The 24,889-nt window shown below is 32.7% G+C and carries 21 protein-coding genes and 1 other RNA gene; 11 read left to right on the forward strand and 11 right to left on the reverse strand.

What is annotated here, in order from left to right; all coding sequences use genetic code 11:
- Window positions 1–44 precede the first annotated feature (44 nt).
- The 6 genes from GB234_RS08775 (at window position 45) to GB234_RS08800 (ending at window position 6,176) form a co-directional block, all read left to right on the forward strand.
- The gene (locus GB234_RS08775; protein ID WP_151894189.1) at window positions 45–2,078 is read left to right on the forward strand and encodes a VWA domain-containing protein; all 2,034 of its coding nucleotides are present in this window, start codon (window positions 45–47) and stop codon (window positions 2,076–2,078) included.
- A 19-nt stretch (window positions 2,079–2,097) separates the two neighbouring features.
- Window positions 2,098–2,913, forward strand: coding sequence for a prohibitin family protein (locus tag GB234_RS08780; RefSeq protein ID WP_151894190.1), 816 nt, complete (start codon window positions 2,098–2,100; stop codon window positions 2,911–2,913).
- Between the two features lie 233 nt (window positions 2,914–3,146).
- A complete protein-coding gene (gene pyrR / locus GB234_RS08785) occupies window positions 3,147–3,689 on the forward strand; it encodes a bifunctional pyr operon transcriptional regulator/uracil phosphoribosyltransferase PyrR (protein WP_151894191.1) in 543 nt (180 codons plus the stop codon).
- Between the two features lie 168 nt (window positions 3,690–3,857).
- Entirely contained in the window at window positions 3,858–4,796 is a 939-nt protein-coding gene (locus GB234_RS08790; RefSeq protein WP_151894192.1) for an aspartate carbamoyltransferase catalytic subunit, read from the forward strand.
- A complete protein-coding gene (locus GB234_RS08795; RefSeq protein WP_151894193.1) occupies window positions 4,786–5,121 on the forward strand; it encodes a ribonuclease Z in 336 nt (111 codons plus the stop codon). Before GB234_RS08790 ends, GB234_RS08795 begins: the two co-directional genes overlap by 11 nt.
- A gap of 149 nt (window positions 5,122–5,270) precedes the next feature.
- Window positions 5,271–6,176 carry a ribonuclease Z gene (locus GB234_RS08800; RefSeq protein WP_151894194.1) on the forward strand — a complete coding sequence of 302 codons (906 nt, stop codon included), beginning with the start codon at window positions 5,271–5,273 and terminating at the stop codon, window positions 6,174–6,176.
- Window positions 6,177–6,230: 54 nt separating this feature from the next.
- On the opposite strand, the gene GB234_RS15145 is transcribed toward GB234_RS08800, so the two are convergent.
- The 6 genes from GB234_RS15145 to GB234_RS08830 form a co-directional block, all read right to left on the reverse strand.
- Window positions 6,231–6,485, reverse strand: coding sequence for a hypothetical protein (locus tag GB234_RS15145; protein WP_208997324.1), 255 nt, complete (start codon window positions 6,483–6,485; stop codon window positions 6,231–6,233).
- 534 nt (window positions 6,486–7,019) lie between these two features.
- The gene (locus GB234_RS08810) at window positions 7,020–8,333 is read right to left on the reverse strand and encodes a hypothetical protein (RefSeq protein WP_151894195.1); all 1,314 of its coding nucleotides are present in this window, start codon (window positions 8,331–8,333) and stop codon (window positions 7,020–7,022) included.
- A gap of 169 nt (window positions 8,334–8,502) precedes the next feature.
- Entirely contained in the window at window positions 8,503–9,168 is a 666-nt protein-coding gene (locus GB234_RS08815; RefSeq protein WP_151894196.1) for a hypothetical protein, read from the reverse strand.
- Window positions 9,169–9,392: 224 nt separating this feature from the next.
- Window positions 9,393–10,346 (reverse strand): tRNA dihydrouridine synthase, encoded by a 954-nt coding sequence (locus GB234_RS08820; protein ID WP_151894197.1) that lies wholly within the window; start codon window positions 10,344–10,346, stop codon window positions 9,393–9,395.
- Window positions 10,347–10,461: 115 nt separating this feature from the next.
- Entirely contained in the window at window positions 10,462–11,256 is a 795-nt protein-coding gene (locus GB234_RS08825) for a head GIN domain-containing protein (RefSeq protein ID WP_151894198.1), read from the reverse strand.
- Window positions 11,257–11,368: 112 nt separating this feature from the next.
- Window positions 11,369–14,647, reverse strand: a complete 3,279-nt coding sequence (locus GB234_RS08830; RefSeq protein WP_151894199.1) for a VPS10 domain-containing protein — start codon at window positions 14,645–14,647, stop codon at window positions 11,369–11,371.
- 258 nt (window positions 14,648–14,905) lie between these two features.
- Here GB234_RS08830 and pdxH point away from each other — a divergent pair, with 258 nt between their 5' ends.
- The 4 genes from pdxH to GB234_RS08850 are packed head-to-tail and all read left to right on the forward strand — an operon-like array spanning window position 14,906 to window position 19,080.
- Entirely contained in the window at window positions 14,906–15,550 is a 645-nt protein-coding gene (gene pdxH, locus GB234_RS08835; RefSeq protein WP_151894200.1) for a pyridoxamine 5'-phosphate oxidase, read from the forward strand.
- Between the two features lie 32 nt (window positions 15,551–15,582).
- The gene (locus GB234_RS08840) at window positions 15,583–16,068 is read left to right on the forward strand and encodes a SixA phosphatase family protein (protein WP_151894201.1); all 486 of its coding nucleotides are present in this window, start codon (window positions 15,583–15,585) and stop codon (window positions 16,066–16,068) included.
- Window positions 16,069–16,072: 4 nt separating this feature from the next.
- On the forward strand, window positions 16,073–18,166 hold the full coding sequence (gene ppk1 / locus GB234_RS08845; protein WP_151894202.1) for a polyphosphate kinase 1: 2,094 nt from the start codon (window positions 16,073–16,075) through the stop codon (window positions 18,164–18,166).
- A gap of 2 nt (window positions 18,167–18,168) precedes the next feature.
- Complete coding sequence (locus GB234_RS08850; protein WP_151894203.1) at window positions 18,169–19,080, forward strand: Ppx/GppA phosphatase family protein; 912 nt, start codon at window positions 18,169–18,171, stop codon at window positions 19,078–19,080.
- Window positions 19,081–19,227: 147 nt separating this feature from the next.
- Here GB234_RS08850 and GB234_RS08855 read toward each other — a convergent pair whose 3' ends face one another.
- Window positions 19,228–19,809 carry a MiaE family protein gene (locus tag GB234_RS08855; RefSeq protein WP_151894491.1) on the reverse strand — a complete coding sequence of 194 codons (582 nt, stop codon included), beginning with the start codon at window positions 19,807–19,809 and terminating at the stop codon, window positions 19,228–19,230.
- Window positions 19,810–19,937: 128 nt separating this feature from the next.
- Complete coding sequence (locus GB234_RS08860) at window positions 19,938–21,950, reverse strand: DNA polymerase III subunit gamma/tau (RefSeq protein WP_151894204.1); 2,013 nt, start codon at window positions 21,948–21,950, stop codon at window positions 19,938–19,940.
- Window positions 21,951–22,126: 176 nt separating this feature from the next.
- Here GB234_RS08860 and rnpB point away from each other — a divergent pair.
- An RNA gene (rnpB, locus tag GB234_RS08865) (RNase P RNA component class A) lies at window positions 22,127–22,453 on the forward strand.
- Between the two features lie 412 nt (window positions 22,454–22,865).
- On the opposite strand, the gene GB234_RS08870 is transcribed toward rnpB, so the two are convergent.
- Genes GB234_RS08870 through GB234_RS08880 form a run of 3 tightly spaced genes read right to left on the reverse strand, consistent with a single transcriptional unit; the run spans window position 22,866 to window position 24,878 of the window.
- Entirely contained in the window at window positions 22,866–23,411 is a 546-nt protein-coding gene (locus GB234_RS08870; RefSeq protein WP_151894205.1) for an RsmD family RNA methyltransferase, read from the reverse strand.
- On the reverse strand, window positions 23,411–24,229 hold the full coding sequence (locus GB234_RS08875; protein ID WP_172966866.1) for a DUF3822 family protein: 819 nt from the start codon (window positions 24,227–24,229) through the stop codon (window positions 23,411–23,413). The genes GB234_RS08870 and GB234_RS08875 overlap by 1 nt, the downstream gene beginning before the upstream one ends.
- Entirely contained in the window at window positions 24,210–24,878 is a 669-nt protein-coding gene (locus GB234_RS08880) for a hypothetical protein (RefSeq protein WP_151894207.1), read from the reverse strand. The genes GB234_RS08875 and GB234_RS08880 overlap by 20 nt, the downstream gene beginning before the upstream one ends.
- Window positions 24,879–24,889 lie beyond the last annotated feature (11 nt).

The following is a 24,889-nucleotide window of genomic DNA, read 5'->3' on the forward strand; positions in this document are numbered from 1 at the left end:
ATTACATCGACTTACAAACACAATAACCCACAATTAGTTCCTCTTTGTTTCCAGAAACCATACTTTACATAGTCATTGCCGTAGTAATCTCTTTGATTATTTCGGTATTTATGTATGGATATAAATCTAGATACACTGGTAACTTACGGTGGTTATTTGGAGCACTAAGGTTTGTTACATTATTTAGTATCTTACTATTATTGATTAATCCGAAATTTAAATCGGAAACATATACCGTTGTCAAACCACAATTACCTATCGTGCTAGACAATTCCTCTTCGATTACCGAATTAGGTCAAACGGAAAATGTAGCACAAGTTTTAAACGCTTTAGAAAATTCCGAAACTTTAAACGAACGGTTTGACGTTTCTTATTTCCAGTTCGGGAATGGATTTACTGCTTTTGATTCGCTTTCGTTTTTAGAAAATAATACTAACATTTCAAAAGCTTTTTCATCAATTAATGAGTTATATGAGACTAACGGAGTACCGTTGTTACTCGTTTCCGATGGAAATCAAACCTTAGGAGAAGATTATGAATTTGCAACCCGTAGCTTAAAAGGTCCCGTCTATCCAGTAATTCTAGGAGATTCGACAAAATATACCGATTTAAAAATTCAGCAATTGAACACAAATCGCTATGCGTTTTTGAAGAATAAATTTCCTGTAGAGGCAGTGTTAGTTTATAGCGGGACAGGCACAAAACAATCTCAATTTGTTATTAATCAAGGTAATGCAATAGTGCATCGTGAGATGGTTTCATTTAATGAACAGGATAATACAAAGACGGTTTCAATTACATTGCCAGCATCAAGCGTGGGTTTACAGCGATATACAGCGCAAATTGTTCCATTGAGTGATGAAAAAAATAAAGTTAATAATTTAAAACGATTTGCCGTTGAGGTTATTGACCAAGCTACAAATGTATTGATTGTTAGCAAAGTATTGCATCCAGATTTAGGGATGTTAAAAAAAGCTATTACTACAAATGAGCAACGCACTGTTACTTTTAAAAAGCCAAGTGAAGCTGCGAGTGTATTAAATGATTATCAACTTATAATTTTGTATCAACCTGATGGAACATTCTCATCAGTGTATCAAGAAATAGCTAAACTAAACAAAAATACTTTTGTAATTGCGGGTGAATTTTCAGATTGGAATTTTATAAACAATGCTCAAGAATTATATACAAAAGAAGTTACCAATCAAAAAGAGAATGTCTCTGCTCGCTTAAATTTAAACTATGGAACTTTTGCAATAGATCCCATAGGGTTTAGTGATTTTCCACCTTTAAAATCACAATTTGGTGAATTGAATGTAATGGTACCTCACGAAACTATTTTAGAACAAACGGTGGACGGTTTTGGTAGTGGAAGCCCCATGCTTGCCACGATAGAATTAAATGGAACACGCCATGCAATATGGGATGGAGAAGGTTTATGGAAATGGAGAGCTCAGTCTTATTTAAGAGCAAAAAGTTTTGAAGAATTTGATGAATTTTTAGGGAAAATGGTTCAATACCTTGCATCAAATAAACGCCGTAGTAGGCTAGAGGTAAGTAGTGAAACATTTTATTATAATAATAACCCATTAAAAATTTCAGCGCAGTATTTTGATAAAAACTTTGTGTTTGATAACCGTGCATCAGTATCAATTTCTGTAGTGAATACTGAGTCTAAACAACGTCAAGTATTTCCATTACTACTTAAAAATAATTATTACGAAGTTGATTTAGGTAGTTTAGATTCTGGTGAGTATAGTTATACAGTTTCGGTAAAAGATGAAGAAGTAGCAAGAAGTGGAAGCTTTACAATACTGGAGTTTGATATTGAAAAACAGTTTTTAAATGCTAATATTTCAAAATTAAATAGATTGGCCTCTAAAACAGATGGAGCTTCTTTTTTCCCTTCTGAAATTAACTCACTTATAGACACTTTAGTCAATGATGATTCCTACCGAGCAACACAAAAAAGTGAGCAAAAAGTAGTACCTTTAATAGATTGGAAATACCTGTTAGGGCTTATAACTCTTTGTCTTGCTTTAGAGTGGTTTATTAGAAAATACAACGGACTTATTTAAAATTTATAAAAAGAAAATTATGGAAAAATTACCAAAGATTGGAATACCAATTATAATTGTAGTAGTATTATTAATCATATTACTTGCAAAATCTGCAGTAACAATTGACTCTGGAGAAGCAGGGGTTTTATATAAAACTTTTGATGAAGGAGTTGTTACAGATGAGCCACCACTAGGAGAAGGATTTCACATAATTGCACCATGGAATAAAGTATTTGTTTACGAAGTTAGACAGCAAGAACTTTACGAAAAAATGAGAGTATTATCTTCTAATGGTCTTGAAATACAAATTGAAGCTTCAGTGTGGTATGAGCCTGTATATAGTAATTTAGGTAATCTTCACCAATCACTCGGTGAAAACTATTTAGGTCGTGTAATTCAACCAGCTATTCGTTCTGCTGCTCGTAGTGTAGTAGGTAGATATACGCCAGAGCAATTATATTCTAGTAAGCGTGATGCTATACAAGATGAAATTTTTACTGAAACTAAAATTATTTTAGAAAAGCAGTATGTACAATTAAATCAGGTTTTAGTGCGTGATGTAACATTACCAAATACTATTAAAGATGCAATCGAACGAAAATTAAAGCAAGAGCAAGAATCATTGGAGTACGAATTTAGATTAGTAACAGCATCAAAAGAAGCTGAGAAAGTACGTATTGAAGCACAAGGTAAAGCAGATGCCAATAAAATTTTAAGTGCATCTTTAACAGATAAAATTCTTCAAGACAAAGGTATTGACGCAACAATGAAATTAAGCGAATCTCCTAACTCTAAAGTAATTGTAATAGGCGGAGGCGATGGTGGACTTCCTATTATTTTAGGGAATAATTAAAATGACATTATCATAAAAATGTAAACCGTGCCATTCATGGCGCGGTTTTTTTGTGCAGTATTTTTAAAATATCTAGTTAAATACTTCTGTTTTTTTACTCTTTATCTCCTTAATTCCCTAGTCCATAATCGAAGATATCAATATTCCAACCAATAACATTTCCTAATCCATAAACCTAAACATCCTATAAAAAATAGTATTTTTGTATTCTGAATATACTTCAGAACACTTCTATGAGCCAAAAAGTTTTATTAAACGCAACCGAAATTCACATCGCACTGCATCGTTTGGCTTGTCAATTAATTGAAAATCACGACAACTTTGAAAATACAGTCCTCATTGGTATTCAACCAAGAGGTATTTTCCTTGCCGAAAGGCTAAAGGGACTGCTCGTTTCAGAATATAAAATAAAAAAGGTGCAATTAGGCAAACTTGATATCACATTTTATAGAGACGATTTTAGACGGAGTGGTACACCACTAGAGGCAAATAAGACCCACATTGACTTTGTTGTAGAAAACAAAAAAGTAGTGTTGATTGATGATGTATTATATACGGGACGTAGTATTAGGAGTGCGTTGACAGCGATTCAAAGTTTTGGTCGTCCTGATGAGATTGAACTATTGACCCTTATCGACCGTAGATTTAGCCGTCATTTACCTATTCAGCCAGACTATCGTGGTAGACAAGTGGATGCAATTGGAGATGAGAAAGTAAAAGTATGCTGGACGGAAAACGAAGGAGAAGATGCTGTTTATTTAGTTAATAGTGATTAGTAAAATGTGTTTAGTAATAAATGTAACTTTTTAGCTTACGCGAAAATGTCTTGGATTCAAGAAATAACTGTTGTTTTAATATTTCAGAATAAAGAATAAAGAATAAAGTAGCCAAAGCGAATCGATAAAATTTAATTAAAAATTACCCGCATTCACGGGCAAAAAAACATGAGCGAGCTAAGTGTCAACCACTTATTGGGAATTAAATATATCACCGAAGCGGATATCCAATTGATATTTGAGACGGCTGACCATTTTAAGGAAGTTATAAATAGACCTATTAAAAAAGTACCATCGCTACGAGATATTACCATTGCTAATTTATTTTTTGAAAACAGTACCCGAACACGCCTTTCGTTTGAACTTGCTGAAAAACGTTTAAGTGCTGATGTTGTTAATTTTTCTGCGGCATCATCTTCTGTGAAAAAAGGAGAAACGCTTGTTGATACGGTAAATAATATCTTGTCAATGAAAGTTGATATGGTTGTAATGCGCCATCCTAACCCGGGGGCAGGAGTTTTCTTATCAAAGCACATTAATGCAAGTATTGTAAATGCGGGAGACGGTGCTCATGAACACCCTACACAAGCATTATTAGATAGCTATTCTATAAGGGAACGACTTGGTGATGTCGCTGGAAAAAATGTAGTTATCGTAGGTGATATTTTACACTCAAGAGTAGCATTATCAAATATTTTTGCTTTGCAAAAACTAGGAGCAAACGTAAAAGTTTGTGGTCCAAAAACATTAATGCCCAAATATATTGAGAAGTTAGGTGTTACTTTTGAGCCTAATCTTGTTAATGCTCTAAATTGGTGTGATGTGGCAAATATGCTTCGTGTTCAAAATGAACGCATGGATATAAGCTATTTTCCTTCTACGAGAGAATATACGCAACAATTTGGAGTGAATAAAAAAATACTAGCTTCTTTAGATAAAGAAATAGTTTTAATGCATCCTGGTCCTATAAATAGAGGTGTAGAAATTACAAGCGATGTTGCAGATAGTAAACAAGCAATTATTCTAGACCAAGTTGAAAATGGTGTTGCTGTCCGTATGGCAGTACTATATTTATTAGCATCAAAAATTAAGCAATATGAAAATTAGAAATACAGATACGTTTGTAATTCTTGAAGATGAAAAAGACGGTATTAAAGATTTTGCGTCTTATTTAGAATTTATAATCCCAAAAGCATACGAAGGAAAGAACATCATTGTAAATCTATTGAAATATGATGAGATGGATTTAGAACATTTACTATTGTTTCTTAATATCTCTACAATGCACAGAAAAACAAAACAATCTTTTGTTCTTGTAAATAATGCCATTAATATTGATGTAATCCCACCAGAAATGATGGTAGTACCTACCTTACAAGAAGGAGAAGATATTATTGAGATGGAAGAGATTGAGCGGGATCTTGGGTTTTAATATTCTTTAGGTTAAATTATAGATTTCTTATTTTGATAAATCTATATTATTATGGACCTATCAAAAGATATAAATATTATTATCACACTTGAGTCTATGTGATTCACTAAAAACCATATTTTAAATCGTTAATATTTAATTACCTTAATTTGAAACTAACTATCCTAGGTTGTCATTCTGCTACTCCACGATGGGATGCAAACCCTACGTCTCAAGTTTTAGAAATAAAAGGACACTTATTTTTAATAGATTGTGCAGAGGGAACCCAAGTACAGCTCCGTAGATTTAAAGTGAAATTTGCACGTATTAAGCACATATTTATTTCGCATTTGCACGGTGACCATTTTTTTGGGTTAGTTGGATTAATCTCTACATTTAGATTATTAGGTAGAGAAGCAGATATGCACGTATATGGTCCTAAAGGAATTAAAGACGCTATTTTGCTTCAATTAAAAGTGGGGAAAAGCTACACCAATTACAAACTCTATTTTCATGAATTAGAAAGTGATGAGCCGCAAGTTTTATTTGAAGACGATAAAGTTACTGTAACAACAATTCCGTTGAGTCATAGAATTTATACAAATGGATTTCTATTTAAAGAAAAGCCAGCAGAACGTGGATTAGATGTTGAAAAAGCAAGAGCACTCAATGTAGAGATGAGTTATTATCGCAAGATAAAACAAGGCTCAGATGCTATTACAAAAGAGGGTAAAATGATACCCAATGCAGAAATTACTTTTGATCCTCCAAAACCCAAAAGTTACGCATATTGTAGCGATACGGAGTATTTCCCGCCAATAGTGCCACAAATAAAAGAAGCTACTTTATTATATCATGAATCTACTTTCTTACACGACAACCATGACCTTGCAGTAAAAACAAAACACAGTACAGCTAAAGAAGCTGCAATAATTGCAAAAAATGCCAATGTGGGAACACTAATATTGGGTCATTATTCTGGCCGCTATGGTAATTATAAATTGTTTAAAGATGAAGCAAAAACTATTTTTGAAAATGTAGAATTAGCGGAGGATGGGCGAGTTTTTGAGGTTTAAGTAACGAGATATAACTGTATCTTGAAAGTTAACTAATTAATATATTTGAATTTATTAAGTTTCTATTTTAAATTGATAAGAAAAGTTAGCCGTATATTCTGGTTTTTCAATAGTTTTTCTAATTATAAATTCAAATGTCGGTTCCATTGTTTCTAATTTTCCAACTTCTTCATTTACTGCTTTATTCTCGCTAACCTGCCTCGTAATTCCGCCTAAAATTGTCACGGAATACCAACCATTTTCAATTTCGATATTAGCATGTTTATATTTTTTTAAAGTTGCTCCTTTTTCGGAAGTAAATTCCCTCAAATATGGAATTGTTTATAAATATATTCTGACATTCTTAACTCTTAAACAAAATCCTTCACGTTTATGTAAAAGTTTATTTTTAGGTTTTAAAAGCTCAGGAATTTCATTTGACAAGTTAAAATATATTATATAAGGATGATATTCAATTCCTATTAGCGGTATTATAACACCATTTTCTACAGCAATGTTACCAGACTCCTGAGTAGTAAATTCCGTTAATAAATTGTTTGGCAAACTCTTCTCTATTTTATAGTCAAAAAGTAATTTGGATCGCCTAAAATGAAATAATCCATTAGATCATTCAATACTTTATCAAATTTATAAATTTACTTCATTTCGAAATTTTAGTAGTATGGCGGGTAACGTCTCTGTATATGAGCAGTGTGGAGAAAAATGGCATAAGTCATTCGGACGGACACAAGCTGATTCTTTTTTATTAAATAAGCTAAATTTAAAAATTTGGCGGTTTCGCAAAAGCTTAATTAACATAGGTTTAATCGCTCATTCTCCTACTATTTTTTTACTTTGTTAGGGCTAGTTCTTCTCAAAGTAATCAATTATTCCTGACTTAGTATTAATATTTTCACTTAGAGTAATCAATTTTTTAAGCATTATAATCGCAACATAGTGAAATTTGTAAAATAAATTATTGTCAAATCTAAGTTCTAATCCGTTATGTAAATATCTATCTCTTATTCTATAATGACTAATAAAAATTTTTTCTAAAAGTTCAGTTTCGTTTGATGGAACTAAATTTGGAATTACAAACAGTTTTAATTTTGTTAAACCCCTACTTTTACCTTTTTGCTCCTGAATGAAAATGCTTTCGAACCATGAAATCATCATTACATTTTTTTCGTATGGATTTAGTTGAGACGAGTATCTACCCGCTTGTATAATCAAATCTCGAATAAAATAATCTAATTCTGAAGAAGCTTTCTTATCTAAATAGTTTTTAATAAAATTAAATCCCAACTTTTCAATTTCTTTTAAACGCTTTTTAGTGAATTCAGTTGGTTTTGCGCCATAGTTAGCACTTAAATTGTGTGATAAGTCAAATTTATCTGTATTAGTTTCGCTAAAACTTGTGTGCATTGGAATTAGATAAGTATCAAATTCCAAATCAAAAAGCCTGGTATTTGGGTCATTAATCTCAACTAGAAGAAACATTTTTAGAAGATTTGCACTAATTTTTACATTCTGAACAGCCTTTTTTCTTGCGAATTCGTTTGTTCCAATTCCAATAGATTTGAATACAATTTGGTTATTTAGCGCTTTTGTCAGACCTTCTAGAGTTGCTCTGTCATAATTATTATTATCTTTTTTATATTCTGCTTTTTTCCGATTTAAAAAATCTTCATCGATATGAATTAATTCTGAATTTCCAATGACCAAATTTTCCTCTATATGAAGACCAGTTGTCGAAAAATAGAAAATGTATTCCTGCTTTTTGTCATCAAGAATACGACGCAAATAGTTTATCGGTTCTTCATTTGCTCTTTTTTCAATGTATGTTTTAAAAGCCCAATTACATATATGCTCTTCAATAAATGCCACATCCGTAAACTCATTAAATTCTTTAGTTTCTATAATGCTTTCAGCAATTTCAATAACCTTTCTATAGTTTTCATTGTTAAATCTAATATGACCACCACCTTTTAAATCTTGACTGTAATTAAGTTTATTTCCTAATTCATCAGTATTGTATCTTTTTATATTCGATACTTTACCTAAATTAATAACGGAAGAACCTTTTAGATTACTAGGTTCATCAGATTTTTTTTGCTTTACCTTTTCGGGTTTAATCTCCTCAATTACACTAACTAATTCAAATATTTTATTGTTCAATTTTCTATACTGTTTTTTTTTATGAATTAGTCCTAACGTGTTTGTATAAGAATAGTTGCGGGTTTGTCTGCGAGGATTTTCCGAAGGAAATTCAGACGTTACAAACACGCAACGACCTTTGATTAAGCACTAAACCGTAATAATTTTTATACGGTGTTAGCAGTTGTTTTTATTTCTTTTCCTTTAGTTTTTTCAATTCAATTATTAAACTGTCTTGACTTTTTGATTTAGCTAAATTACTTTTTTCTAAAGACTTTATACTTTCATTTAATTCAGTCAGAGCATTGATTTGGTTTTGTTCCCAAACTTTATCTCCCTCATAATCTTTCAGGGCGAAAAATAAAGCCATTCCAGATATTAATGCTGAAAATACTACAAGACCAATTGATATTCTCGTGTTTTTTGTAGCGGAAATTGCATTTCGTTCAGATGATGTTCTAAACAATATAATTTCTTCATTTAATTTATGAATAAGTTCGCCAAGAAAATCAAGTCTAAATTCCTGCTGTTTGGAACTTCCAGTTAATGATGATACTTCTGAATTCAAGGTGTCTAAAGAACTATCAAGTCTACCGAGTGAAGTCAGTTGTTTATCAGAAAAGTGAGTCGTAATTTTACTTAACAGGTTTATTTCTTTGTTAAGTCCACCAATCAGATTATTCAGTTTGTTTTGTTTTCGGTTTTGCAATTCAGTTAATCCGATTGTAATTCGTCCAGAGTATTTTGCAGCTGCGGCTGGTGTTAAGTCTTTTTTCATTAAATACTTTGATTGAGAATTTATCTTGTCGACAATTTCTTCATCTGTGTATTCAATTGGATATTTTTTCTCTGACATAGGTTTTGTTCAAATAACCACTAACATCTTATATAACGCAATTTATGCATTTTATACGTAATCATTAACCTGATAATAACATAAACAAGTGTTCGTTTACTTTAAGGAATTGTGTAAGAATTTAGATAATTTGTGCTTTATTAGAAGCGAAAAAAACACTTTAATGATCAAAGCCAAGTTACATTTATGATGTGGAAGTAATGTAATTTATCTTTAAAATGAGGTTAAGTGTTTTTTTGAATAGCAATTATTTCTCCAACAGCTTGTTTGTATTTAAATGGATTTCCTGCTTTTTTAATTGCTTTATATACTTTTTGAGGGTTGTGTGTTGACTGTGAAAAGAATTCCCAGAAGCCTAGCATTTTCATTTTAATAGGAGTAGGGCCAGAAAGTGCTGCGTCATATTGCTCATAAATGGTATCGTGAAATTCTCTAAAAATGTCCCATCGGTCTTTTGGATATTCTGTAGAGTTAGCTTTTATCATGCTAGGTAGAAAAGGGTCTGCTATAAGTCCACGACCTATCATAAAATGTTCAATAGTTGGAAAGCGCTCTCGCATTTTTCTAAATTGCTCTACAGTGGTAATATCTCCATTATAATATAATGTGTGCTTAGCAACATCCACACATTGTTGAAAGGCTTCTAGATCTACGCCGCCTTTATATAATTGTTTGCCAAGGCGTGCGTGGATAGCAATGTTTTTAAGTGGGTAGTTTTCTAAAATGGGAAATGCGTCTAAAATTTCCGAAGCACTTTCATACCCCAAGCGCATTTTCATTGATATAGTAACGTTAGTTTCACTATGTGCACGGTTTAAAATATGGTCAATTTTTTCTGTATTGCAAATAAGCCCAGAGCCCATGCCGCTTTTTGTTACCATAGGATAAGGGCAGCCTAAATTCCAGTTGAGTTCTTTGTAACCTAGTGACTGAATGTATTTTATTACAAAAATAAAATGGTCTGCGTCTGCAGTCATTACTTGTGGTATAACTTCTAAGCTTGTATTTACTGCAGGCTCTAAATCTCGCTGATACGATCCCTTAATAATCATCTTCCGGTTAAACCTAATGTACGGAGCGTAAAAAGTGTCTATTCCTCCAAAATATTTTTGTTGTGCATTACGAAAAGGGGCGTCTGTAAAACCTTGTAATGGGGAGGATAATAGGTTGTAGGGCATTTGTGGATTTTAGATTTTCAAAGATAATAGATTATGTGATTTTTTCTTTAAAATAAAATGGGATACGCTTTATATAAAGCATATCCCATTTTGTTGTTTTAGATGTAGTTGGCACTTACATACCGACTTTAGTAATTTTTGTTTCTCCAATAACAATTCCTTTATTTAATGTTGGGCTACCAGAATAGACTATAGTTGCTTCACCATAAGATGTTACTTTAAGTTTTTCTGAAACGTTAAGTTGAAACACACCATCTCCATAAGCCGTTAATTTTGTTTCTTTACTTAAAACGTCCTGGGTATTTACTTTAGTTTCTCCATACGCTGTAATTTTTTGCTTTTCAATAGTACCTTTTGATACCATTAAAAAACTTTCTCCATAAATTGAAACCTGTAAATTTTTAGCATTTACTTCGCTAAAATAAACTTGAGACTCACCAAATATTCTTAATCTTAGTTTATCAACTTTAAATGCACTTTCAAAGTCAAAGCGTTCTTCTCCTCTTAATTCTACATTGTTTATACTTTTATATGTTATTACTGCTCTTACAACAGTACTTTTATAGATGGGAGTTTTACGTTTATATCCATTTACATTTTCTACCTCATTATCTGCGGTGATTTTTGCATCGTCTAAATATACATTCAGTGTCTTTTTTTTTACTTCAATATTCAATTTTTCAATAGGAACTGTAATAGATTCAATAGTTATTGATTCTTTATTTCCTTCTTTGAAAACAACTTCAATATGCGGACTTACGATAACCTTATCAAAACTATCGACACTAATTTCTTTAGACTGTGCAATTGAAAAATTTGAGAAAAATAACAAAATGAATACCGGTAAAACAGCAAAAACTTTTTTACTGGTAATCCATTTTGATTGAGGTTTTATTTGAATTTTAGACATTTTTATAATTTTTAGTGGTTACGTTTATATTAAGGATAACATAATTTTTAATTTGTTACACTTATATTATATTTTCCTTCATTATAAAAATTTAAAATAAAAAATACTAGCTCTATTCTTCTACATACGGAGCACCTGCTGCTTTTAACTGGTTATTTATTGTTTCTAATTTTTGTTCAATTGCACTCAGCTTATTTTTAGCTCCATTTAACTGTGTAGTGATAATTTGCATCTGTTTTTTATGTGTAGATGTAGGACCATATGTAGAACGTTCTATACCTCTATAGACCGCAAAAAGTCTATCACCTATAAGTGGTGTTGTTTTTTCGCCAATAGATAATTTTGCTGGATTTCCGTAGATTTCACTATTCAGCGCATTTAGATCTTTATGGATATTGCTAAACTGTGTTTCTAAACTTCCTGGTGCTAGGTTTGATTTGATTGCTGCTTTTTCCATAGCGTTCACACGTTGTTTTGCTTTTTTAATACCAATATTTAATGCTGAAATATCTCGACTAGTATTTTCATAATTTCTCCAAAAATTTGATGTAATTTCAGAAGAAGCACCTTTAAGAGCACCTTCATACAAAGGTTTTACAGAAAACGAAATAGTTTCATCGAGTTTCTTAATAGTGCCATTTTCTTGTAAATACATTGTTACTTTGTAATAACCTGGAGGCGCCATCAAGCCTTTTGGACCATCCTGTTCTTCGTTCATAGTCATTTGTTCTTCTAGCATGATTGGTTCTAAACTAGGATATCTTAAATCCCAAGCAATACGATTCATACCTGCTTTAGGAGTGGTTGTTATTTTTCTAATAATTTCGCCAGTAGTATCTTCTATAGCAAATATAAGCTGCGGTTGTTCTTCTATGCTTTCTGCAGCTAGTGCATCATAACCTGGAAATGGCACATCTGTGCTTGTATAATTTTTCTCAGATTTCATTCGCTTTGCGTTAGCAGTCATAGGTGCTTCTTTTAAATAATATGTAAATACAGCACCAAAATCTGGATTTGGAGCAACAAAATGACTGTCACCTTGACTTCCCTTTCCACTTTCAAAACTCAAATGTGGTCTTTCTACATACCACCAAGCATCTCTAGTAGCAAATAGTTTAGCTTCTTGCTCCAATGTACTAGATGTTAATTCACGCAAAGGAGTAATGTCATCAAGAATATAAAAACCTCGACCAAATGAAGCACCAACAAGATCATTTTCTCTACGTTGAATAGTAATATCTCTAAACGATATTGTGGGAACGCCACCTTCGAGTTTTGTCCAACTAGTACCACCATTGATTGTAAAATAGATTCCAAATTCAGTCGCAGCAAAAAGCAAATCTTTTTTCACGTGATCTTGAACCAATCGCCACACCATAGTACGTTCTGGAATATTACTTGAAATTGAAGTCCACGTTTTACCTTTATTAGTACTCTTTAAAAGGTAAGGATTAAAGTCGCCATATTTATGATTGTCTAAAGCTACATATACAGTATTGGCATCAAATAGGTCTGCACGAATGTCATTTACAAAAGCAGTTGCTGGAACTCCAGGTAATGAACCCACTGTAGTTTTTCTCCAGTTTGCGCCTCCATCTTCTGTCACTTGTATAATTCCATCATCTGTACCTGCATAAAGAAGTCCTTTTTGTTTTGGGGACTCTGCTAATGATGTAATTGTGTTATAATTACTCATTGCATATACATCCCAACCTTCATTGAAAGATTGTTTTTTACCCATAATAGGAAGCTCAATTCTATTTTGGTTTTTAGTTAGATCACCAGAAATAGCTGTCCAATCATCACCACGATTGTCAGATTTCCACACGCGTTGCGAAGCAAAATAAATTGTAGTAGGAGCGTGGGGGCTTACTAAAATTGGGGCATCCCAGTTATAACGCTCATACACCTCGTTTTCACCTGGTTGTGGTTGAATGTCAATTACTTGCCCTGTGCTTATATCAACTCTTGAAAGTGTTCCCTCTTGTCTTTCTGCATATACTATATTAGGATTACCGGGTTCCGTAGCAGTTTGATGTCCGTCCCAATTTAAAATTACTTTCCAGTCACTATTTTGTATCCCATGAACATTATCTGTTCTAGATGGTCCCCCTTCAGTACTATTATCTTGGGTTCCACCATAAATATTATAAAAAGGTTTTGCGTCATCAACTGCTAATTTGTAAAACTGTGTTACTGGTAAATTTTCAACATATTTCCAAGTCTTAGTTAGATCAAAACTTTCATACAATCCACCGTCACTACCTACTAATAAATAGTCTGGATCATCCTGTCTAAAGGCAATTGCATGATTGTCACCGTGTTTATTCTTTTCATTCATGCGGTAAAATGTTTTTCCACCGTCTTCTGAAATTTGTAAATTATTATCCATCAAATACAAACGCCCATCTTGATGTGGCGAAGCATATAGTTCTTGGTAATAGTGCGGCCCAGTTCCACCCGTCACAGTGTTAGATTGTTTTTGCCATGAACTTCCTCCATCATCACTTCGCCAAAGTCCTCCCGTTCTTCGTTCTAACTCAATAGCGGCGTACAAGGTTTTTGTATTAAAGCTAGATATAGCTAGACCAATTTTCCCCATATTTCCTGAAGGAAGCCCATTTGTTAGTTTCGTCCACGTATCACCACCATCTGTACTGCGATGCAATCCAGAACCGGGTCCACCGCCCATATATGCTGCAACGGTACGATGTCTATCCCAAGTAGCTGCATACAAAACATCTGGGTTTTCATCGTCAATGACAACTTCGGTAACACCTGTCCATTCGTCATTACCTAGTGTTTTTTTCCATGTTTTACCACCATCTATCGATTTGTACAATCCGCGGTCTCCACCACTATTCCAAAGGGGACCTTGCGATGCAACCCAAACAATATTACTATCTTCTGGATGTACAATAATTCTTGAAATATGTTGCGAATCTCTAAGCCCCATATTTTCCCAAGTAGTACCACCATCCATACTTTTATAAACGCCATCTCCAAAAGCAATATGTCTTCCACCAACGTCCTCGCCTGTACCTACCCAAATTGTACTGTAATTGTTTGGGTCAATAGTAACAGCTCCAATGGCAAAAGTGGCTTGTTCGTCAAAAATAGGAGTCCACGTTGTACCAGAGTTTACAGTTTTCCATACACCTCCAGAAGCAACACCAGTGTACCAAATATTTTCATTTTCTGGATGTATAGCAATCGCAGCAATACGTCCACTCATGAAAGCTGGTCCTATGCTTCGTAATTTTAAACCATTAAATACGCTGTCATTAGTTACTTTTTGAGAATTATTATTTCTATTTTTCTGTGCCGAAATGTGTAGGGTGGAAAAAATAAACAACACAATTATACTGTAAGAGAAGTATTTGTTTTTCATAATGTGATTGATGTTTTAGTATTAATTGTAAAATATTATGAGCAATAATTACCGAAACATTGCTGAAACGATAATTTTAATGAACTAAAAATAAATATTTTCTTTTTCAGAAATTGTTAAATTGTGTTAATTGGCTATTCAAAATTTTATTAATAATTGTTTAATAGCAATATTCTTTTCAACATTTAACCAAAATTTAAACAACCCCATATTTCAAACAAACTTTAAACTTTGTACCTTGCGTTAAAGCAATAATTGATGGATAAAAATCTTCATGAATACCGAAAATCCTACGAAAAGGGAACACTTGATTTAAATGATATTAATGTTGACCCAATGAAACAATTTAATGCTTGGTTCTCTAATGCTGAGAATGAAAATGTTGTTGAAGAAATTAATGCAATGACTTTAACCACGGCAAGTAAGAACGGAATGCCTAGAGCTCGTGTTGTACTATTAAAAGAAGTAACAGAAGAAGGCTTTATATTTTACACTAACTATTCTAGTGAAAAAGGACAAGCTATTGCTGAGAATAATCAAGTATGTATTTCGTTCTTTTGGCCAGCACTTGAACAACAAATTATTATCAAAGGAAAGGCGCAGAAAATTTCAGAAGGAAAATCCATAGCTTATTTTAATTCAAGACCTCGTGCTAGTCAACTAGGTGCACTAGTTTCTGACCAAAGTAGTCCTATTGTTAATAGAGTAGCTCTCGAAAAAAAACTGACACTTCTAGAAAACGAATATGAAGACAAAGGTATTCCTAAACCATTAAATTGGGGAGGTTATTTGATTATCCCATTAGAATTTGAGTTTTGGCAAGGGAGAGCAAGCAGGTTACACGACCGAATTCAATATAGTATAGAGAATGGACAATGGATAACTAGGAGGTTGCAGCCTTAATATTTCAGTAGAAAATTATAGAAAAATTAATTATGAAAACATTATATCTTGCGAGACACGCAAAATCTTCTTGGAAACACGATGTAAATGACCATCAAAGACCGTTAAAAGGAAGAGGTAAAAAAGACGCACCATTAGTCGCTGCTCACGTAGCATCAATAATGGAACGACCGCAATTGTTAGTATCAAGTGACGCTGTAAGAGCTTATGAAACAGCGTTGTTTTTTAAGAGTGCTTTTGGACTTGAAGATGCTATTTTTAAAACGAATCACGAATTATACGATTTTAGTGGACAACAGTTGATGGAAGTAATTAAGGGGCTTGATGATGATTTAAATCTCGTAATGCTTGTGGGGCATAATCATGCGCTTACTTCGATTGTAAATATGCTTGGGGATACATTTATTGAAAATGTAACCACAAGTGGCTTTGTAGCAATACAGTTTGATGTTGATTCATGGAGCAATATAGTAACAGGTAAAACCATTAAAAAGGTATTTCCTAGAGATTTAAAATAAACGAATGACAGAAGAAATAGGGACAGGGTCTAGTTTACAGAATAAGTATTTTAATAGAGAAATGAGTTGGTTGCAATTTAATGCTCGTGTTTTACAGGAAGCAGAGGATACAGCAACACCATTAATTGAACGATTGCGTTTTATTGGAATATTTTCAAATAATCTGGACGAATTTTTTAAAGTACGCTATGCAACGATTAAACGAATTGCAGAGGCTGGAAAGGGCGGGCGTAGTTTTCTAGGAGGAATTTCTGCTTCAGAATTAATGGAGGAAATCACTCAAACTGTTATCAAGCATCAAAAAACAAGTTTAAGTATTTTAAATACTATTGAAAGAGAACTTGAAAAAGAACATATTTATATTATAAAAGAAACAGAAGTTTCAGATAATCATAAAGCATTTATAGCTAATTATTTTATTACAAAAGTTAGTCCAGCATTAGTAACAATAATGATTGGCGAATTAGAAAAATTTCCTTCTTTAAAAGATAGTGCAGCTTATTTAGCAGTTAAAATGGTGATGTCTAAAGAGGACAAAGCTTTTGAAGCTAAAAACACGTATGCACTAATTGAAATTCCTAAAAATGTTGAGCGCTTTGTAGAATTACCCGCAGATGGAAATAAACAATACATTATTATACTTGATGATTTAATTAGGTATTGTTTAAACAACATTTTTAGCATTTTTAAATATGATAGTATTTCTGCGCACATGATTAAAATTACGCGTGATGCAGAGCTTGATATTGAAAGTGATTTGAGTAAAAGTTTTATTGATAAAATATCAAAAAGTGTAAAAAATAGAAGTGCTGGTGACCCTGTTAGATTTGTTTATGACAAGAGAATAGACAAAGAAACACTAGATTTTTTAATGTTTAAAATGGGGATTGACTCCACAGATAGTATTATTCCTGGAGGTCGTTATCATAATCGTCGTGATTATATGGGATTCCCTAGCTTAGGTCGTGAAGATTTACAATACAAGAAAATTACCCCATTACCTATTCCAGGTTTAAGCCTGCAAGGAAGTTTGCTTGATAAAATAGCGCAAAAAGATTACCTGCTTTACGCCCCTTATCAAACGTTTTCTTATGTAGTAAAATTTTTGAGAGAAGCAGCATTAGACCCGGCAGTAAAAGCAATTAAAATTACTATTTATCGTCTAGCCGAAATTTCTCACATTGCAAGCTCATTGATAAATGCAGCAAAAAACGGAAAAGAAGTAACAGTACAGATTGAGTTGCAAGCTCGTTTTGATGAACAAGCAAATATTTATTACGCCGAACAGATGCAAGGTGAGGGTGTAAAATTAATCTTTGGGGTGGCAGGATTAAAAGTTCACAGCAAAGTATGCCTTATTGAGAGAGAGGAAAATAGTAGGATTGTTCGTTATGCATTTATCAGTACAGGAAATTTTAATGAATCTACCGCAAGAATATATACAGACTATACCTTATTTACATCAAATCAAAAAATAGGGAAGGAGCTTAATAAAGTTTTTGACTTCTTCGAAGTTAATTATAAAATTAAAAAATACCGTCATTTAATAGTATCACCTCATTATACTAGAAATTCACTTTACTCTTTAATAGAGACCGAAATATTAAACAATATAAAAGGTAAACCTAGCGGAATAAAATTGAAGCTCAATAGTCTATCTGATTATAAAATGATCGACCGTTTGTATGCTGCGAGTAGAGCTGGAGTGAAAATTAAATTGATAGTACGCGGAATTTGTTGTTTAATTCCGGGTGTTAAAGGAATGAGTGAAAATATTGAGATCATTAGTGTCATCGATAAATTTCTAGAACATCCTAGATTGTTTATTTTTGAAAATGGTGGAAATCAAAAACTGTATATATCTTCAGCAGATTTTATGGGTCGTAATCTTGACAATAGAGTTGAAATTACATGCCCTATTTATGATGAAAATATAAAACAAGAAATTAATGATACGTTTGAAATTTGTTGGAGTGATAATGTGAAAGCTCGTATTGTTAACCAAAATCAAGACAATAAATATCGTAAAAATAATAAGGTAAAAGTACGTTCGCAATTTGCATTGTACGAATATTATAAAAATAAACTAGAAGCATAACTGTGTTAACAATTGAAAAATTTGCTGCAATCGATATAGGTTCAAATGCCATCAGGCTCTTAATAGCTACGGTAATTGAAAAGGATGGGTATGCACCACAATTTAAAAAAACATCTTTAGTACGATTGCCAATTAGGCTCGGTGCAGATGTTTTTTTACAAGGGAGGATTTCTGAAGAAAATTACAAACGTATGCTTGATGCGATGACAGCATTTAGTTTAATAATGAAAAACCATAAAGTTGTAGCATACAGGGCTTGTGCAACTTCTGCTATGCGTGAAGCTAAAAATGGTAATGATTTAGCCAAAAAACTTTTAGATACTACAGGAGTAAATATCCAAATTATTGATGGAAATGATGAAGCTGCCATAATTGCATCAACAGATTTAAAAGAACTTATACAAGATAATAAGGTGTTTCTATATGTTGATGTAGGTGGGGGGAGTACTGAATTTACTGTATTTGCAAAGGGTAAAAGTGTGATTTCAAAATCTTTTCAGTTAGGTACAGTGCGTATCATTAATGATATGATTAGAGATACCATCTGGGATGAAGTGAAAAGCTGGATTGTTGAAAATACAAAAGATTACAATAAGCTAGAAGTAATTGGTAGTGGTGGAAATATTAATAGCATTTATCGCTATAGTGAAAAGAAAGTAGGCAAACCGCTTAGCTATTTCTTCTTAGCTAATTTTTACGAAAAAGTAAAAGATTTAACCTATCACGAGAGAATCTTTGAACTACAAATGAACCCAGATAGGGCAGATGTGATTGTTCCTGCAACTAGAATATATCTCTCTGCAATGAAATGGAGCAAAGCAAAAAATATTTATGTCCCTAAAATTGGTTTAGCTGATGGTATTGTTAAACAATTGTATAATGAGCGAAAGGCAAATACATTGGAAGTAAAATAAAATTGGAGAGAATCTTAATTTTAAGAGTATTAGTTTCAACTTTTTGATAGATGTTTTAATGAAGATGAGGGTTTTATACTTGTTGATAAAATAGAGGTAAGAGTTTGAATTAAACATTACAAATTTTAATCAATAACGTCACATGTACTACCCATGAATACTCCCACCTGTGCTTAGCCCTTTCATAACCTCAGCTTCATATTCTAATAGTGATTGCCATTTTTTATCTACTTCGTCACGTTCACCATATTGTCTTGCAAAACCTAAAAACATAGTATAATGACCTGCTTCGCTTATCATAAGGTTACGATAAAATTTAGCCAATTCTTTATCTTGTAATTCTTCACTTAATAATCTAAAACGTTCACAACTTCTAGCTTCAATAAGTGCAGCAATTAGTAACCTGTGAACTAACTGAGTAGTTCGACTACCTCCTTTAGGGAAAAATTTTAAAAGCGCAATTACATATTCATCTTTACGGTCGCGCCCCATGACCCAGCCTCTTTCAATAATTTTATCATGGACTAATTTAAAGTGACTAATTTCTTCTTTTACAAGTAACACCATTTCTTGTACAAGCTCAGTATATTCTGGAAACGAAACTATCAATGAAATAGCTGTGGAAGTAGCTTTTTGTTCACAATAGGCATGGTCTGTTAAAATTTCTTCTACATTTTTCTCTACAATATTTACCCATCGTGGGTCTGTAGGTAATTTTAAACCTAGCATTTTTATTGGGTCTGTTGACATTTGTGACATACTTGATAAAAATTGTTAGTTAAATTAATATAGGCTCTCTCTTTAGATTTATTTATTGAAATTAAAATACATCTAATTTAAATACAATACTCTTTTTTTTAAATATCGAGATCAAAGTGTTTTCTAAGTTCATCAATTAAAGGATTTTTCTCTTTTAATTTTTGAAATTTTTCAATAGGAGTGTAGGCGTATTTCTTTACTTCGGTCTCATTGACATCAATTACAAGGTCAACATTATAGTTTTTAAGTTTTTTGCGCACATAACTCATTAATTCATACTTCTCGCGTTCCACCTCGGTTTTAATTGTGTGGTTGGGGAAAGAAAGATGAATCATTCCATCTTGTAATCTAGGAACATTCATGGATAAATGTGAAAGTAATATATGTTTCCCTTTGCCCTTTACAATTTCGGTAAACTCATTCCAAGCATTAATTAATGCTTCTTCTGTAAAATCTTCAGAAGGTAAATTCTCTTTGTCTGGTGCATTTGCAATAAAAGCCTCTTTTAGTTGATTTCTTTCTTTTATACTTTTTAGAGAAAGAGCAGATACTTTTTTTGCATTGCGTTCGGGAAGTCCTGTAGGTCTTTTTATTTCAATTTTTTGAGGTGTGTTCTCTTCCTGAATTTCATCATCAGTATTCTCTAAATCCTCTGTTGGCTCATACCCTACGTTTTCCTCCATCGAACCACTACTCTCTATAGACTCAACTATATGTGGATTACTAGGAGCAGGTTGAATATCAATATCTAAAACAGGCTCAGCATTTGTGAGTGATTGTAATGCTTCGGCTTCATCGTCAGTTTCAACTTCTTCTTTTAAGTCTTGGTTAGATTGTTTTCGAGTTGTTTCTAAAACAGGTTCTATTTCTTTTTTCTCTACGGAAATTGGAGCTGCAGTAGCGATAATTTCAGATGGTAACCTTTCCGAAGTACTCTTAGGTCCAATTAATACATCTTCCTTTTTAGGAGGAATAATATTTGTAAAATGGGAGGGAGGAAGTACAAAGCGCTTTGAACGCTCTTGTCCTAGACTATTGGAGTTTTTTTTTTCGCCTTTGGCAGTAAGTGATGCCAATTGCAGTAAACATAGTTCAACGAGTAAGCGCTGATTTCGACTTGTTTTAAAGCGCAAGTCACAACTGTTTGCAATTTCTATTCCTTCTATGAGAAAGTCGTGTGGTGTTTTTTGAGATTGTTCAAAATACATGGTCTTTACTTGTTCTCCCACTTCAAGCAGCTCAATAGTTGCTTGATTTTGACAAACTAATAAATCTCTAAAATGAGATGCAAGCCCCATTACAAAGTGATGACCATCAAACCCTTTTGAAAGGATTTCATTATATGCTAACAGAACATTAGGTATATTGTTTTCTAATAATAAATCTGTAATGCTAAAATAATACGTATAATCTAATACATTTAAATTTTCTGTAACTGCCTCACGTGTAAGGTTTTTGCCTGCAAAACTTACCACTCTGTCAAAAATAGAAAGTGCATCACGTAATGCGCCATCTGCCTTTTGTGAAATTACATGCAAGGCATCATCATCTGCAATAATCCCTTCTTGTTTTGCAACATCTGCAAGGTGGTTTTTGATATCTTGAACAGTGATGCGTCTAAAATCAAAAATTTGACAGCGAGATAAAATGGTAGGGATTATTTTATGCTTTTCTGTAGTAGCTAAAATAAAAATAGCGTGTTTAGGTGGTTCCTCAAGTGTTTTAAGAAACGCATTAAAAGCTGCAGAAGATAACATATGTACCTCATCAATAATATATACCTTGTATTTACCCACTTGTGGTGGGATACGAACTTGGTCAATTAAATTACGAATATCGTCAACAGAATTATTTGATGCTGCGTCTAACTCAAATATGTTGAATGCAAAATCTTCATCTTTTTGCTCAGTACCATCTTGATTTATTTTTTTTGCAAGTATACGCGCACAAGTTGTTTTCCCTACACCACGTGGTCCTGTAAATAATAAAGCTTGCGCAAGATGATTATTTTCTATGGCGTTCTCTAAAGTGTTTGTAATAGCCTGTTGGCCTACTACGTCTTTAAAAACGGCAGGTCTGTACTTTCGGGCTGAGACAATAAATGGTTCCATAGTAGGGTAACAAATATAGGATTGTTGGTTAGTTATTTAAAAATAGCTTGGTGATATTTTTCGGTATTTATTAACATTGATGTGTAAAAAAAATCCTTTTTCTTTTCTTCGGAAATTTTATGTTGTTTAAAATTTCCGAAGTGCTTATAAAAAATTATTTTTCATGTAATTTTGCAATAGCAGGCCGCCTTATCGTCTTGGCATTTATGTCAAGTAGGAAAGTCCGGGCACCATAGGGAAGCATAGCGGCTAACAGCCGTCGTTGAGACAGCAATGTCTTGATAGGACAAGTGCAGCAGAAAGTATGTACAGGTAATGCTGTAGTGAAACCAGGTAAACTCTATGCGGTGAAATGTCACGTATACTGGCGCTTAAGGGTTCCCGCCCAATGCCAGAGGGTAGGCAGATAGAACGTTGCAGCAATGTAGCGTGTAGATAAATGATAAGGAATTTCTAGCATAAGCTAGATTGAACAGAACCCGGCTTATAGGCCTGCTTTTTCTTTTATAGCAATCATATTTTTAATCCATTTTTTTGAGCTTTCAAGATTATTGCAAATTTCCATTGGTCTTTGATAAAATTGTTTTTCAAAATTAGCAGTTGCTACACTTGAGTCGTTATAACAAATAACAGCCATGCCTATTAAATTAGGAAAATGTCCTTTTTCTAAATAGCTTGTGGGGTCAACTGTATAATCAAATTTACGATTAGAAATATATCCAAAAAGGGTGTTAGAAAAGTATTGATTGAAAATATCGTGAAAAAGTTCTCTGTGGTCTTTGTCTATAACAATACCTTCTTTTATAGTTGCTATTACGAAGAAATCGTGAATTTCGATTTGGGCAAATTCTAAATCAAATTTTTTAAGGAGTGGGGATTCCATAAAATGAGGTTTGTGGTTTGTGTTTTAACTAATCACATTTCTGTTTTCCCAAAGAAACTAAAAACCGAACCTCCATATCTTCGTGCTTCGGTAAAGCCTGTTATTTGGGACAAATCATTGTGCTTAGTGTGCTCAATAATAACAAAACCATCTGTCTTTAACAAGCCTCTTTCAAAGATTATTTCAACCATTTTTCCTAACTTCTGAATATCAAAATCATAGGGTGGATCCGCAAAAACAACGTCAAATATGTCTCTTGTAGTCTCTAAAAACTTATATACATCAGCCTTAGCTGTTTGTATTGTAAAGTCTAATTCTTTTGCAGTTTCTGAAATATATTTTACACAACCATAATGACTATCAACAGCTGTTATTTGTTCACATCCACGTGATGCAAACTCGTAGCTAATATTCCCAGTACCTGAAAAAAGGTCTAGCAATTTTATTTCATGAAATGCAATGCGATGATTTAGTATGTTAAAGAGTGCTTCTTTTGCAAAATCTGTAGTGGGCCTAACTGGTAAGCTTTTAGGTGCTGTAAGTCGTTTTCCTTTATGTGAACCTGAGATTATGCGCATTAATTAAAGCTTTTTAACAATAGATGGCGGTGAGCCGGTTGACCGTCAATGAATATTGTTTTTGTTTTTAAATCAGTAAAATTAATAGTACGTACGTAGTTGTATAGTAATTTATATGTGGCATCCTCTTCTGAAATATAACCACTCAAAAATAAAGGTGTTTCCTCTGGGTTTATTGCATTTTGTTCAAAGCAAAAAAGAATATAGTATATAAAATCCTCTGGAGTTCTATAATCAAATGTATTACATAATATTAATTTACCATTCTTAGTAATGATCATTGTAAATATGTTTTGATAAACATCTATATGCACATTTAAATCTGCTGAGAATGTTTCAGAACCTAGTACGTGTTTTAAAAGTAACGTTGTTGTATGATGGTATTCAAAACTTCCATATGTTTCAAAAAAATAATTACTAATATTTACATATGGTACATATACAACTACAATATCATGAGCTTGAAGTGAATCATTAGCAATAAAATCTGTAATTAAAATTTTTGAATTAAACTTAAGATATTCTACGGCTTTAGTTTCATCAAATAGAGGGGTAGGAACAACCGTTGAAATATTATTATTGAAGATTAAATTTACTTCGGTAATATTTTCGGTTACATTTAAATTATTATCAATAAGATCTTTTATCTTATGTAATGCCTCTTCTGGTGAAATTGGGGATTTGTGTAATATTTCAGAAAAGAAAACCACTGCATTAGTAACAATAGATGTCACTAAAAAAGAATGTCCGGTCAAAGAAATTTGAACGGACAATCTGTTGTTATGTTTTAATATGTCGTTAGTCTTTAACTGTGTCATATATTTTTGGCCAGTTACCAGATGTGTCAACATTATCTAAAGATCCAACTTTAATTGTAGGTCCATTAACACCTTCAACAGATACTACCTGCTTTTCTTGTTGTAATAAATCTTTATTCATATCATGTAATATTACATCTTTTTCAACTTTCGCTTCAAAGGCTGCATATTTAACATCGTTTTTAAATACATGCCCAGCTTTCATATCAAAATTTTTGTCAACCCCCTCAACAGGAATTTTCATCATAGTTTTGTAACGATTAGAGTTTTTAAAGAGTGAATCTTTTACAGGGGTATATCCTAGTGTGTCAACTAAAACATCTTCGAGTATATATCCACCCGTCATAGCGTCTAGTCCATAGGCTCTATTTTTCTTTTGATCTGCATAACTTGTGTCTCTACGTTGAATGTTTGCAAATTGTCCAACTTCAATAAAGTTAATTAAACTATCAAAATCTCCAGTAAATTTACCATTGATTTCTTTGTAAGCTAATTGTGAAACTTGAATGTCTTTCAAACTTCTAATTACTTTTTCATAACGTGCATCACGTTCTTCATTAAATTTTACGGGACCAATAATAGAATTATATAATTGATATCCAAGAAATGCGATTAATGCCAAAAGAACAACCTGTAAGATTATTTTCATTATTTAGTACC

Origin of the sequence: Patiriisocius marinistellae, assembly GCF_009014635.1 — a bacterium.
Lineage (GTDB): Bacteria > Bacteroidota > Bacteroidia > Flavobacteriales > Flavobacteriaceae > Patiriisocius > Patiriisocius marinistellae.

Bases quoted from the DNA above. Each gene is read 5' to 3' on its own strand.
- GB234_RS08825 (WP_151894198.1), bottom strand. From the start codon at position 11,256: ATGTCTAAAATTCAAATAAAACCTCAATCAAAATGGATTACCAGTAAA.
- ppk1 (WP_151894202.1), top strand. From the start codon at position 16,073: ATGACAGAAGAAATAGGGACAGGGTCTAGTTTACAGAATAAGTATTTT.
- GB234_RS08830 (WP_151894199.1), bottom strand. From the start codon at position 14,647: ATGAAAAACAAATACTTCTCTTACAGTATAATTGTGTTGTTTATTTTT.
- pyrR (WP_151894191.1), top strand. From the start codon at position 3,147: ATGAGCCAAAAAGTTTTATTAAACGCAACCGAAATTCACATCGCACTG.
- GB234_RS08780 (WP_151894190.1), top strand. From the start codon at position 2,098: ATGGAAAAATTACCAAAGATTGGAATACCAATTATAATTGTAGTAGTA.
- GB234_RS08875 (WP_172966866.1), bottom strand. From the start codon at position 24,229: ATGACACAGTTAAAGACTAACGACATATTAAAACATAACAACAGATTG.
- GB234_RS08795 (WP_151894193.1), top strand. From the start codon at position 4,786: ATGAAAATTAGAAATACAGATACGTTTGTAATTCTTGAAGATGAAAAA.
- GB234_RS08855 (WP_151894491.1), bottom strand. From the start codon at position 19,809: ATGCTAGGTTTAAAATTACCTACAGACCCACGATGGGTAAATATTGTA.
- GB234_RS08790 (WP_151894192.1), top strand. From the start codon at position 3,858: ATGAGCGAGCTAAGTGTCAACCACTTATTGGGAATTAAATATATCACC.
- GB234_RS08840 (WP_151894201.1), top strand. From the start codon at position 15,583: ATGAAAACATTATATCTTGCGAGACACGCAAAATCTTCTTGGAAACAC.
- GB234_RS08860 (WP_151894204.1), bottom strand. From the start codon at position 21,950: ATGGAACCATTTATTGTCTCAGCCCGAAAGTACAGACCTGCCGTTTTT.
- GB234_RS08870 (WP_151894205.1), bottom strand. From the start codon at position 23,411: ATGCGCATAATCTCAGGTTCACATAAAGGAAAACGACTTACAGCACCT.
- pdxH (WP_151894200.1), top strand. From the start codon at position 14,906: ATGGATAAAAATCTTCATGAATACCGAAAATCCTACGAAAAGGGAACA.
- GB234_RS08815 (WP_151894196.1), bottom strand. From the start codon at position 9,168: ATGTCAGAGAAAAAATATCCAATTGAATACACAGATGAAGAAATTGTC.
- GB234_RS08820 (WP_151894197.1), bottom strand. From the start codon at position 10,346: ATGCCCTACAACCTATTATCCTCCCCATTACAAGGTTTTACAGACGCC.
- GB234_RS08880 (WP_151894207.1), bottom strand. From the start codon at position 24,878: ATGAAAATAATCTTACAGGTTGTTCTTTTGGCATTAATCGCATTTCTT.